We start from the raw sequence: 13,407 nt of genomic DNA on the forward strand, positions 1-13,407 counted from the left end.
AAAAGCGATGAACGAACAACAAAAGAAGAGAATAAGTAAATTTCTAAGCCTGATTCTTCGGCATCAGCCTAAAACGATCAATTTAACTTTAGATGAAAATGGTTGGGCGAATGTTGATGAATTAAGAGAAAAATGTTCAAAGCGCAATATAAATTTTACCTTAGAAGAACTTGATGAGGTAGTAGAAACAAATGATAAAAAACGTTTTATTTTTAATGAAGATAAAACCCAAATCCGGGCAAATCAGGGACATTCGATTGATATTGATCTGGCGTTAAAACCACAGCAACCGCCGGAATTTCTGTATCACGGAACGGCTCAAACAAATATAGATTCCATTTTAGAAAAAGGAATTGAAAAGAGAAATCGGCAGCATGTTCATTTAAGTCAGGATAAGGAAACTGCAACTAAAGTCGGAATGCGGCATGGAAAACCGGTTATTTTAACCATCAGAACAGGGAAGATGTTTGAAGACGGAATTTTGTTTTACCTTTCTGAAAATAAGGTTTGGCTGACAGATTTTGTGGCTGCTAAATATATTTCCAATAATAAAGGGTAATCAAAAAGAATTAATATGATTATAAAAAAAAATTACTTTCATATTGAATATTTCATATATTAGTGTATTAATATAGGGGTATCCGAAAAACGTATAGAGTAGGAAAATCAAACAAAATCATTATGAAAAAATTAAACAAAATTTCAAGAGAGAATTTAAAATCAATTAAAGGAGGAATTACGCCAGAATGTGCATCTTGGTGGAATTCAGGCCGCCCATATTACGGTAGTCAGGCCGCCTGCCTTCAATCCCCTCCCAGTGACCCTGGATTTGAAAATATTTGCACTAATCAATGTGGACGTTGGTATGTAGTGAATTACTAATTAAGGAATAGAGTAAAAAGTGCCCCTGTAAAGTATCATCTTTTAGGGGTATTTTTTTGGAAAATCAGATTTGAATTTTAGTAAAGTCAAAAGAGATTTTCATGAGGTATATCAACATAGAAAAAATTAATTTCAGCTTGTCATTCTGAAGGAAGAATCTCTATGAGATTCTTCACTCCACTTCTAAATACGTTCGTAAACCTTTGGTTTATGTTCAGAATGACAACTGTACACAACAAGGCTTCTTTGCTAAGTGAAACGCCTTAGCGAACGAAAAATATTTTCAAACAATTTAAGGAAAAATCTTTGTGACATTTGCGTTAAAAATTACGACATTCTACAAAAACAAAGTAATTTTAAAGCTCGAAATATCACTTCAATGAAACTGAAATACCTATTATTTTCTTTTGCTTCATGCTTAATTATGGCACAAAACAATTTCCAAACACCTTTTGAAAAAGGAAATGGAAATCAGACGGTTACTTATGACGAAATGAATGTGTATTATCAAAATTTAGCCAAAAATTTCAATTCAATTCAATATTTGAAAAAGGGCGAAGATGATAACGGAAAACCAATTTATGTGGTTGTTTTTAATCCTTTTCCGGAAAAAAATCTGAATCAATTAAGAAAAGAAAAAGCCATTTTGTTGATCAACAACGGAATTCATCCCGGTGAACCGGATGGAATTGATGCTACCATGATGCTGATGAGAGATCTGGCTACCAAAAAGATTAAAACACCACAAAATTTCATCGTTGCCGCTATTTCTGCTTACAACGTGAGCGGAATGCTGAATCGCAGTTCGTTTTCCAGAGCCAATCAGAATGGTCCGGAACAATATGGGTTCAGAGGAACTGCCCGGAATTATGACCTGAACAGGGATTTTATTAAAGCTGATACCAAAAATGCGAGAAGTTTTCAGGAGATCTATCAATGGCTGAAACCTGATGTTTTTATTGACAATCATGTAAGCAACGGAGCAGATTATCAGTATACATTCACTTATATTTCTACTTTTAAGGAACGATTGGGCAATGTATTGGGAGACTATTTTTACAACAATTATCAGGCTAAAAACCTTGAAGATTTAAAAAAGTTGGGTTATGAAAGCACTCCTTACGTTAATATTCACGGCGATGTTCCGGAGGTGGGCTTTGCTTCGTTCGAGGACTCTCCGAGGTATTCTACAGGATACACCACATTGTTCAATTCTTTAGGAACCGTTCCGGAAACGCACATGCTGAAACCTTATGACAAAAGAGTAGATGCTACGTACAAATACATGCTTGTAAATCTTCAGAATTTAGATAAGGATTATAAAAAGATCAAGCAGCTCCGGGCTGAAAATTTAAAACAATATCAAGCTGGAAAACAATATGGAATTCGCTGGAAAATTGATTCTACAAAATATTCCACCATGGATTTTAAAGGTTTTGAAGGCAAATATAAGCCAAGTGAAATTTCCGGAAAACCAAGATTGTATTATGACCGAAATAAACCATTTACAAAGAAAATAAAGTTGTTCACAACGGCAGTTCCGACAGGCTATATCACAATCCCGAAATATTACGTGATTCCTCAGTCACAATATCGTGTGCTTGAAGAATTGAAAAGAAACCAGATTCAGATGAAGCCGATTAAAAAAGACAGTCTCATTTCGGTAGAATCTTATAAAATCAATGATTTTAAAACGGTTAAGAATCCTTATGAAGGACACTACCTGCATTTTGAAACTACAGTTGATAAGTCAACTAAAAACCAGAGCTTTTTAGAAGGAGATTATCTTGTTCCCACCAATCAGGAAGGCATAAAATATATTATTGAAACGTTAGAACCGGAAGCATTGGATTCTTTTTTCAACTGGAATTTCTTTGACGGAATTTTAGCCCAGAAAGAATACTATTCTGCTTATATTTTTGAAGATACAGCAGCAGAATTATTAAAAAATGATAAGGATTTAAAACAAAAGTTTGAAGCCAAAAAAGCATCAGACAAAGCTTTTGCGGATGACGGAACGGCTCAGCTGGACTGGATCTACAGAAACTCCCCTTATTTTGAAGAAAAAACGTTCAGACAATATCCGATTTATAGAATCTTATAGATTTTAAATTTTGATTTAATTTATTGATAATCAGTATGTAATTTCCGTATATTTCACATTTATAAATGTTGGTTATACTGATGTTATTTGGTTTTCATCTTCCGAAATTTGCTTTATAAAAACCAATAAAAACTACAATTATGGCAACTAAAAAGCAATTTTTCGTTTCATTGGAAGGTGTTGATCTTTCAGACGAACAGCTAAAAAACATTGACAGAGGTATTCAAAATGTTGTTCTTTCGGAACTTTCAAAAGTTGATAACACACAGGCTTTTGGAGCATACAGAGACTTCAAAGGGCTGATGAAGCCACTCAGAGTAAAAGACTGGTTTCCATGGGGAATCATTATCTTCAAACACGGGATTGATATTCAGGCACAGATTAAAGATATCCAGCACCAGATAAAAAGCTATGGAGGCTGATTTTAATTCTTCAAAAAAGATGTGTCCCAGCTATGTTGGAAAAGCTGGGGCACAGCTTTTTGGAGTCGTCAACAAAGACGGAAGAGTACAATTTATTACCCCTCTTACTGTCACAGAAGAGTTTATTCAACAGAATGATCATCTTGAGCAAAGATTCCGTTTTACAGGAAAATGTGTCGAAAAGGGTTGTGCACAATGGGATAATGAGGAATCAAAATGTTCTCTATCTAAGAAAGTCCAGGAGCTAGATATGGCCAAAAGTACTGAATTAATATTTTGTCCTATCCGTTCGCAATGTCGCTGGTTTTCTCAGGATGGAAATGAAGCCTGCTTTTCTTGTAATGAGGTTACGAGGAATATGGAAGAACTGTTATTAAATTTAGAAAAATAAAAAGACGCTTCAAATAGAAACGTCTTTTATTTTATTTTGGTAAGCCTCTTTTTAAAGCAATTTCTGCTCGTTTAATAGCTAACTTTTCTTTCCAGTCCATATATTTCTTCTTGAAGTTCTTCTTCATGATGTCATCAAACTTACGCTGAACCGTAAGATTCCATAAAGAATGCGCTTTTACAGCCCATGATTTGTCCCAGGCTCTTAAAGAAATGGAGAAACTTCCATCCAGGTATTTCATCCAGTGCCACCAACCGGTCGGCATGAATAAAGTATCTCCGTGTTCCAGGAAACATTCTATACCTTCTACGCCATCTAATGCCGGGAAATTTTTGAAATCAGGATTTTCAATATCATAATCTTCCAGCGCATAGGTTGCATAAGGAATCTGATATAACCTTTCTCTCCATTTATAATCAAAAAGAAGAATATGCTTTCTTCCGTTGAAATGAGTATGGAAAATGTGAGCCATATCAATATCATAGTGAAGGAAAGTTACGGAACCTTTTCCTCCGAAGAACATAGACGGATATTTATCAAGGAAACCTCCCATTAAATCTTTTGGAGAAATATAATCCTGAAGCAGTTTTTTGGCGTGCTTAATGGGATCGAAAAAGAATATTCTCAGGTCGGTAGGCTCCCTTTGGATAAGATCTATATAGTCTGCAAATTTCATTTTGGCAGTCGGAGCATTGATGGGAGCTGCTGGATCGGCCTTTGAACTATCATATAGAGGAACTTCCACATCTCCTACAACCTCTTTCATATATTCCATTGTCCATTTTTGATAAGCAGGCCATTTCTTTGCCATATTTTTAATGACAACAGGCTTTCTCGGCTTTAGATATTTTTCAATGAACTCTTCTTGTGTAATGTCATCTACGATATCTATAGGCTTTAAATTAATTCCCATTTTATAAATTTTATGTTACAAAATTATTAAATAAAAATTTACGATGTATGCTTTAATTTTTTTTTAATCTATGATTCAAATCATTATTTTAAATATCTAGTCTAAATAAAAATTATAAGTTTTAATTCAAAAATAGAAAATATTATCAATAATTATCGCAAATCTCTAAAATATAACTATTTTTGTAGTGATAATTAAATTTAACTTTTAGATTTAAATTACATCCTTATAAAAGTGTAACAAAAATCTATAACCATTAACTAATTACACAAATAATAATTATGAGAAAAAATATTTCTTTATTTCTGATGTTGCTTTTTTCAGTTTTGTCTTTTGCACAGAAGACAGTTTCAGGAAAAATTACTGATGAAGATGGAGTGGCAATCCCAAGTGCAAGTGTGACGGTGGAAGAGCCTGGAAAAGATGCAATCCTGGCATACGGAATTACCAACTCGAAAGGAGAATATAAAGTAACTTTCACAACAGGGGAATCTAATGTTGACCTTAAGGTAAAGGCTTTCAACCAAAGGCCCATCACAAAACAAATCAGCAACAGCGACCAGAATCTGAATTTTAAAATGGAGTCTGAAGCCACTGAAATAAAGGAAGTAAAGCTAAAAACCAAAATGGTAACGGCAAGGGGAGATACCATTTCTTATGATCTCAAAGCTTTTGATAGCAAAAACGACAGAAGTCTTGCAGATGTTTTGAAGAAAATGCCTGGAATTGAAGTCAATGCAGACGGGACGATTCTTTATCAGGGAAATGCCATCAATAAATTTTATGTAGAAGGAAAAGACCTTATGGAAGGAGGTTACGGAACCATTAGTAATTCTCTTCCTAAAGATGCTGTTGCCAAAGTAGAAGTGCTTGAAAACCATCAACCCGTAAAAATCCTACAGAATAAAGTGCCTTCAGATCAGGCAGCAATTAATATAAAGTTAAAAAAATCTGTTACCATGACCGGCCGTGGAGAAGTAGGGACTGGTTTTGGAGATCCTTGGTTGTGGAACGTAAAACTAACTCCGATGTTCTTTAGTAAGAAGAGTCAATGGGTAGCAAACTACAAAACCAATAATATGGGAGAACAGGTGGAAAATGAAGGAAATATTCTGGCTTTCGGAAACAGGTTTGAAGGGAGAAGAATTAATGCTTCTCAAAATGACTGGTTGAATGTAGAAAATGCAAGCACACCTAATCTTCCGGTAAAAAGATACTTAATGAATAATGTTCATTATCTATCAGCAAATTATTTGACCAACATCGATAAGAAAAAAGAATGGGAACTTAAAGCCAACGCAAATTATACAAATAATTCTGTAGAAAGAGAATCTTATACTCAATATGATTTTTTTGCTACAAAAGATAACCCAGCCTATTCAGTCTTCCAAACGACTCATAATAACTTTTATACTGATAAAGCAAAGGGGGAATTAATTTTCACGAAAAATGCCAAGAAAGGATTTTTTAAAAATACAACAAGTTTCTCTCAGTATTGGAATGCAGATAGAGGTATCGTAGATAGAACAACTACAAATAGCACATTACAAAGAAATGGTGCTGAAGCATTAGAATCTCCTACAAGTTCTTTCCAAAACTCATTGAGTACAATCATCCCGTGGAAAGAAAAAATGGTAAATGTATTGTCTTTTATAAGTTATCAGACAGATAAGCAGACTCTTAGTGTTTCTCCATCATCATATTTACAGATACCTGGATTTATGGCAGATTCATCAAGTGATTTTGTAGGGCAAAATTTGAGACTTAAAACTTTTGAGGCAAACCATTCTGCAAATATTGGATTCTCTACAAAAGGATGGACATTTACCCCGGAGGTTGGATTTAATTTTAAATCGACAGATTTAGTTTCAGATTTATTCAATATTAAATCGACTGCTACAACCCAACCTCCAGCTTCACAATATAGCAATGACCTTAGTTATACAACCGCGACTCCTTACGGAAGTTTGGGAGTAAATTATAAGAATGATTCTTGGATGTTGTATGCCAACTTCCCGGTAAATTCTAATAATATTAAAGCAGAAGACCCTTTAAGACTGGTTTCAAGAGAACTAAACAAGGTTACTTTTGAACCAAGTGTTTTTGCACAATATTCCTTTGCTTCTTTCTGGAAAGCTTCCGTAAACGCCAATATCAATAATAACTTTGGAGAAATCAATACGGCTTATTCAGGATTCTTAATGACTTCACCATCGGGGATTAATGTTATGGATCCTAAAAACCCTATTCCACAGAATAATAATAAATCAGCAGGGACTAGATTAGAATATAGAAATCCATTGAATAACTTATTCTTTAATATCAATTACAGATACTCGGATGCCAAAAGAAATTTAATTTCTAATCCGACGATCGTAAATGGATATACAGCAATGAGTTATATAGTGCAGGATAATAATGTGTTAAGTAATGGGTATAGCGCAGAAGTAGGTAAATATTTTCCAAAATTTAAAACAAATGCCTCGCTAAGCTATAGCAACAATACATCAAAGTCTGATGCATTTTTGAATAATGACTCCTATACCAATAAGAATAACGGACAGTCATATGGTGTGAAATTTAATAATACTTATTTTAGTTGGATGAGCTTGGATTATAACGCAAGTTTTACAAGAACTAAACAGACGAGTACAGGTGAGGTTAGTACAAATGCTACAACTACAGGATTCAAGCATAATCTTGGTGTATTCTTTTATCCGATCGAAAACCATACTATTGGATTCAATTGGGATCAGGTCAATTCAACGGCAACGGCAACGGATCAAAAATACCATAACGGATTCTACGATCTTTCCTATCAGTTTACATGGTCTAAAAAGAACATTGATTTTGAATTGAAATGGATGAATATCGCGAATAAAAAAGTATTTGAAAACTATGAAATTAATTCCACATATACTTCTTTTACAAGATATCAGCTCCGCCCAAGCCAGGTCATGTTCACCGTAAAATTCAACTTTAAATAAAAATAAAACCAATCTCATTGAGATTGGTTTTTTGTTGAGATATATTTAAAAGTTATTGAAAGCCCTGATAATCGGCAGAAGGGCCGTAACTTCCCGGCAAAAGAATATCATTCATCCGGTAATACACGCCAAGCTGAGCTCTGTGATGGGTAATCTGATTCAGTCCGTGACGTATAGATCCGTATTTGGTCCATTTTGCAAGTTCCTGGCCATTATGTTTTAGAGCCCACATTTCATTTAGCTTATCTTCATTAGCATTTTCCAGGGCATTCATTCCCTGTTGGTAATTTTCATCTAAGGCTTTTAACAGATCTTCTTTTGTGGTAAATTTTTTGGGTTGATAATCCGTATTGGCAAAATCCAGTTCAGAGGTTTTAAGGATTGTATTCGGCCATTCAAATATTTCTGCAATATGAGTGGCAAGAGGCATCATTTTCATGCTTTTCTCATGAGGAGCAAAATCATTTTGGGTTTCAGGATAGACTTCAAAAAATTTTTTGGTGGTCTGATACTCATTCTGAATTTCATTTTTGAGTTGTGATAAAGTGTCCATATTGTTTTGTTTTTTAGTGAGTTAAAGTTAAAATTTTTACCGGTGAAACTGTTTTAACAAAATCATAAATTTTATTCTTAAAAAAATAATAAATAAAAAACTGTAACAAAAGTTAGTAAACACTAACTAATTAAATAAACATTAGAAAAAATGAAAAAGCTATTTTCAATATTCTTTATCGCTCTTTTTGCTTTTATAAGCGCTCAGAATAATGATTCGAAAGAAACAGCCAACCGCTTTTTTTACGAACTGACTTTTAAGCCGAAAAAGGATTCTACAAAACTCGAAAAAGTCATTATGGCTCTTGATATCGTTAAAAACAAATCTATTTACAGAGACTTTACAGCAGTAGGACAGGATTCTATTATTAAGATCCAGCTCGAACAAATGCAAAAGGCGGGAGTTTTTAAAGATTTATCCAAGACTTTCAAAATGCCGAAGTTCTCAGAGAAAATTGTGAAAAACTATCCGGATATGAAGATGCAGTATATCGAAAGAATTGCAAACGGATTTTCTCCAATGAATATCGGATATAATGAAACCGCAAAGTTCGACTGGAAAATTTCTAACGAAAAAGCAAAAATAGGAGCCTACAATGCTCAGAAAGCAACAACAGAATTCGGTGGAAAAAAATGGACGGCTTGGTTCAGTTCAGAGCTGCCTTTCCAGGATGGTCCTTATAAATTCTCAGGCCTTCCGGGCTTAATTGTAAAGATTGAAGACGAAGGAAAGAATTATTCTTGGGTACTTCAGGGAAACAAGAAAGTTCCGAACTGGGAAGAACTTACCTATATGGAAAAGATTTCAAATGTTGGTCTAAAAGTAACCGAAATGCCGAGAGAGAAATTTGAAAAAACATTCAATGAGTTCAAAAAAGATCCATTTGCTACGGCAAGACCGATGATGACACAGGAAATTATGTCTAAAACAATTCCGGGAATGGAGGGTACCATTGGAGACATGATGAAAAAGCAGGAGAAAATGTACAAAGACTTTTTTAATGCGAACGATAACCCGATAGAACCTCCTTACGAAAAAGTACAGGTAGGAAAAGTAGAAAAGGTAGGAAAAGAAAACTAAACAAGTTTCATATCAACTAAATTATATTGTGAGTCAACCCAAATACAATTTGTATTTGGGTTGATTTTTTTCATGAAGACAGGTTATTTAGATTAAATTTAAATAACGTATATTTGCATCACAAAAAATTGGTTTTGAAACAGACGGATCTACATAAAATGAGCGGATTTCCCAAAAACAAAAAGGGAAAGATTATTGGATATGATAATGACCATCTGAAAATGCCCAATAAAATTATCGAAATGGGACTTCTTCCGGAAACTTTATTCAGGATTTTGTATCAGGCTCCTTTCAATGGACCGATGTATGTGGAATTTGGGGATGAAAAAAGCCGGATTGCTCTTCGTGAAGAAGAAGGGGACTATATCATTGTTGAAGAATTGAATTAATGCAGGATACTCAGAAAAAACAGATACTTTTAGTCGGAAATCCGAATGTTGGGAAGTCAACGGTTTTCAATGCTCTTTGTAATAAAAAGCAGAAGACCGGAAATTATGCAGGGGTTACTGTTGCGAGCCATTCGGGAAATTATACTTATAGGAATGAGGAAGTTGAGGTCATCGACTTGCCCGGTTCATACAGTGTATATCCAAGTTCCGAAGATGAGGCTATTTTTTCTAAATTCCTGATTGATGAACAGGAAAATTATGCAGGAGTTGTTTATATTCTTGAAGCATTAAGCCTAAAAAGAGGACTTCTTTTATTTCAGCAGATTCAGGATCTGGGAATTCCCATGATTTTAGTGGTCAATCAGATCGATCAGGCGGAAAGAAGAGGAATTTCTATTGATATTTCAAAGTTTTCAGAAGCGTTAGGCATTAAAATCATTCAGACTAATGCTAAAGAAAACATAGGGATTGATGATATTAAAGAGGCGGTTTTAAATAACCAGTTTGTAAAAACACAAACGACTTCATTCGAAATACCTGCGGAACATAAAGATTTTATTCAAAAACTAGCGTCTCACAAAGGTTTTGATAATGAATATAAAGCCTGGATGAGCCTTTCCTTGGGAACCAATCTGAAAAAGATTGAATCGGTAATGGAGCTGATCAACGAACCTGACTCCAAAAGTCTGGTTCCGAAAAGGCTGCAGGTTCAGGAGACAGTAAGAAGATATCAGAGTGTTGATAAGATTTTGTCTGATGTAATTTCTAAAAAACCTCAGTTCAAAGAACTTTTAACAGAAAGATTAGACAAAATCCTGGTACATAAATTCTGGGGATATGTGGTTTTCCTGGTTATTTTATTAATCATCTTTCAAAGCGTTTTCTTTTTAGCGGAATATCCAATGAACTGGATTGATAGTTTTTTCTCTTGGCTGACTGCTTTTACATCGGAGCATTTACCGGATGGACCTATCAATTCATTGATTTCAAACGGAATCGTTCCGGGAATCGGAGGAATTGTTGTTTTTGCACCACAGATCGGAATTCTATTATATTTCCTTTATTTGCTGGAAGATTCAGGATATATGGCGAGAGTTGTGTTCCTGATGGACAGGATCTTACGCCCTTTCGGATTAAACGGAAAAAGTATTGTTCCCCTGGTTTCAGGAACGGCATGTGCAATTCCGGCAGTGATCTCAACCCGGAATATTGAAAACGTAAAAGAAAGATTGCTTACGATTCTGGTAACACCTTTTATGACGTGTTCTGCGAGACTTCCAGTATACAGTATCATTATCGGGCTGATTATTTCAGACGGAACATTTTTGGGAATAAAATACAAAGCTTTGGTGCTGATGGGGATGTATTTGCTGGGCTTCTTAGTAGCTTTGTTTTCTGCATCAATTCTTAAAAGATTTATTAAAAATAAAGGAAAAACTTATCTGGTAATGGATTTGCCAACTTATAAAAAGCCACTTTTTGGATATGATTTCAAGATGGTTTTAGGTAAAGTTTGGGATTTTATTACAGGAGCAGGAAAAATTATTTTCATTGTAAGTATCATCATCTGGTTCTTAAGTTACTTCGGACCAAAACAACAACCGGATCAGTTCGTTGCTACAAACGTTCACCTTGATCATTCTTACCTGGCAAAAATGGGAAAAGGAATAGAACCGGTAATTGCTCCTCTTGGATATGACTGGAAAATGGGAGTAGGAATTTTAACCAGTTTCGTGGCAAGAGAAGTTTTTGTAGGAACAATGTCTACTCTATACAGCCTTGAAGATGATGCTCCGGAAGTGAAAGTAATCGATAAAATGAGACGCGATGTAAAACCTAATGGCGAAAAAGTTTTCAGTTTCGCAACAGGGGTTTCGGTACTCTTATTTTATGCATTTGCAATGCAGTGTGTTTCTACACTTGCAGTAGTCTACAGAGAAACCAAAAGCTGGAAATGGACCGGTTTACAGGTGGCTATGATGACAGGTTTGGCATACTTTGTGTCGATGATAGTATATCAGATTTTGAAATAATGGATTCTTCATTAATTGTACAATACGTAATTATTTTACTCATCGTTGCATTTGCTTGTTACTCTTTATTCAGGGTACTTAGGAAAAACTTTGCACCGAAAAAATTCAGCTCCAAAAGAATAAACTGCGATAAGGACTGCGGATGTTCATAACTTTCTGATGGGGTGTAATAAATAATATCTAATTTTGCTTAGCTTTTAAAAAACAATAAATTAGAATTAAAATATAAAAACACCCAGAATGTCATTAATAAAAAGTATTTCAGGAATCCGCGGAACCATAGGAGGAAAAGTAAATGATAACCTGACTCCGCTTGATGTGGTAAAATTCGCTTCGGCTTTCGGAACCTGGCTTCAGAATAATAAAAATAAAAAAGATTTAACCTTAATCATCGGAAGAGATGCCAGAATTTCTGGTCAAATGGTTTCTTCTTTGGTGACGGCAACATTGCAGGGGCTTGGAATCAATGTAGTTGATTTAGGACTTTCCACTACTCCGACTGTTGAAATAATGGTTCCGGAGCTGAAAGCAGATGGAGGGATTATTTTAACCGCTTCGCACAATCCAAAACAATGGAATGCTCTGAAATTATTAAATGATAAAGGAGAATTCATCAGTGGAGAAAATGGGGCAGAAGTCCTGGCTTTGGCTGAAAGTGAAGATTTCAATTATGCAGAAGTAGATGATCTGGGAAAATATGAAACAAGAGACGATGCTTTTGATATTCATATTCAGCAGATCCTTAATTTACCGATGGTAGATGTTGAAGCCATTAAGTCTAAAAAATTCAAAGTTGTTTTGGATGCAGTGAATTCTACGGGAGGAATTGCTATTCCGATGCTGTTGGATAAATTAGGCTGTGAAACCGTGAAATTATACTGTGAACCGACAGGACATTTCCCACACAATCCTGAACCGTTAAAAGAACATTTGGGAGATATCTGCGAACTGGTAAAAAAAGAAGGTGCAGATGTAGGAATCGTGGTAGATCCGGATGTAGACAGATTAGCTTTGATTGATGAAAAAGGTGAAATGTTTGGCGAAGAATACACATTGGTTGCCGTTGCTGATTATCTATTGAAACATAAAAATGGTGTGGCAATTTCCAATCTTTCTTCAAGCCGTGCTTTAAGAGATGTTGCACATACCCACAACTCAGAATATTTTGCAAGTGCAGTAGGAGAAGTGAATGTAGTGACTTTAATGAAGGAGAAAAATGCAGTGATAGGCGGGGAAGGCAACGGAGGAATTATCTATCCTGATTTACATTACGGAAGAGATTCTTTAGTAGGTGTTGCACTATTTTTAACTCATTTGGCAAAGGAAAATAAAACGGTTTCTGAGCTAAGAGCAGGATATCCTAGCTACTTCATGGGTAAAAAGAAAATAGAACTCACGCCGGAAATTAATGTGGATGATATTTTAACTAAAATGGAAAAAGAATATCAAAATGAAGAGGTTTCTACCGTAGACGGAGTGAAAATAGATTTTGAAAATAATTGGGTACATCTTAGAAAATCTAATACAGAACCGATTATCAGAATTTATACAGAGGCTAAATCTCAGGAAGAAGCCGACAAGTTAGGTGATGAAATGATAGCTAAAATCAATAGTTTGATTTAATAAAAATTAACAGTTATTTCATCATTTTAA

12 protein-coding genes are annotated in these 13,407 nt (G+C 34.8%); 10 read left to right on the forward strand and 2 right to left on the reverse strand.

Translation table 11 applies throughout. The features are described 5' to 3' along the window. Positions 1–7 precede the first annotated feature (7 nt). The 5 genes from CLV73_RS14415 (at position 8) to CLV73_RS14430 (ending at position 3,799) form a co-directional block, all read left to right on the forward strand. Positions 8–559 (forward strand): RNA 2'-phosphotransferase, encoded by a 552-nt coding sequence (locus CLV73_RS14415; RefSeq protein ID WP_100377569.1) that lies wholly within the window; start codon positions 8–10, stop codon positions 557–559. A 122-nt stretch (positions 560–681) separates the two neighbouring features. Further along, on the forward strand, positions 682–882 hold the full coding sequence (locus CLV73_RS18950; RefSeq protein WP_157798809.1) for a hypothetical protein: 201 nt from the start codon (positions 682–684) through the stop codon (positions 880–882). 379 nt (positions 883–1,261) lie between these two features. Further along, complete coding sequence (locus CLV73_RS14420; protein WP_100377570.1) at positions 1,262–2,986, forward strand: M14 family metallopeptidase; 1,725 nt, start codon at positions 1,262–1,264, stop codon at positions 2,984–2,986. A gap of 140 nt (positions 2,987–3,126) precedes the next feature. Next, positions 3,127–3,408 (forward strand): hypothetical protein, encoded by a 282-nt coding sequence (locus CLV73_RS14425; RefSeq protein ID WP_100377571.1) that lies wholly within the window; start codon positions 3,127–3,129, stop codon positions 3,406–3,408. A 19-nt stretch (positions 3,409–3,427) separates the two neighbouring features. Further along, positions 3,428–3,799, forward strand: coding sequence for a hypothetical protein (locus CLV73_RS14430; RefSeq protein ID WP_169925769.1), 372 nt, complete (start codon positions 3,428–3,430; stop codon positions 3,797–3,799). 31 nt (positions 3,800–3,830) lie between these two features. On the opposite strand, the gene CLV73_RS14435 is transcribed toward CLV73_RS14430, so the two are convergent. Beyond that, a complete protein-coding gene (locus CLV73_RS14435) occupies positions 3,831–4,712 on the reverse strand; it encodes a cupin-like domain-containing protein (protein ID WP_100377573.1) in 882 nt (293 codons plus the stop codon). 281 nt (positions 4,713–4,993) lie between these two features. On the opposite strand from CLV73_RS14435, the gene CLV73_RS14440 reads away from it, so the two are divergent. Further along, positions 4,994–7,699, forward strand: coding sequence for a TonB-dependent receptor (locus tag CLV73_RS14440; RefSeq protein WP_100377574.1), 2,706 nt, complete (start codon positions 4,994–4,996; stop codon positions 7,697–7,699). 52 nt (positions 7,700–7,751) lie between these two features. Here the strand turns inward: CLV73_RS14440 and CLV73_RS14445 are convergent, their stop codons facing one another. Then, on the reverse strand, positions 7,752–8,252 hold the full coding sequence (locus CLV73_RS14445; protein WP_100377575.1) for a DinB family protein: 501 nt from the start codon (positions 8,250–8,252) through the stop codon (positions 7,752–7,754). Between the two features lie 150 nt (positions 8,253–8,402). Between CLV73_RS14445 and CLV73_RS14450 the strand changes: the two genes are divergently transcribed. The 4 genes from CLV73_RS14450 (at position 8,403) to glmM (ending at position 13,377) form a co-directional block, all read left to right on the forward strand. Then, positions 8,403–9,332: a GLPGLI family protein gene (locus CLV73_RS14450; protein WP_100377576.1), complete on the forward strand. Its 930-nt coding sequence runs from the start codon at positions 8,403–8,405 to the stop codon at positions 9,330–9,332. A gap of 134 nt (positions 9,333–9,466) precedes the next feature. Next, positions 9,467–9,721, forward strand: coding sequence for a FeoA family protein (locus CLV73_RS14455; RefSeq protein WP_394336978.1), 255 nt, complete (start codon positions 9,467–9,469; stop codon positions 9,719–9,721). Next, positions 9,721–11,754: a ferrous iron transport protein B gene (gene feoB, locus CLV73_RS14460; protein ID WP_100377578.1), complete on the forward strand. Its 2,034-nt coding sequence runs from the start codon at positions 9,721–9,723 to the stop codon at positions 11,752–11,754. Before CLV73_RS14455 ends, feoB begins: the two co-directional genes overlap by 1 nt. A gap of 240 nt (positions 11,755–11,994) precedes the next feature. Further along, positions 11,995–13,377 (forward strand): phosphoglucosamine mutase, encoded by a 1,383-nt coding sequence (gene glmM, locus CLV73_RS14465; protein ID WP_100377579.1) that lies wholly within the window; start codon positions 11,995–11,997, stop codon positions 13,375–13,377. Positions 13,378–13,407: the final 30 nt, after the last annotated feature.

The organism is Chryseobacterium geocarposphaerae (genome assembly GCF_002797535.1).
In the GTDB taxonomy this organism is placed as follows: Bacteria; Bacteroidota; Bacteroidia; order Flavobacteriales; family Weeksellaceae; genus Chryseobacterium; species Chryseobacterium geocarposphaerae.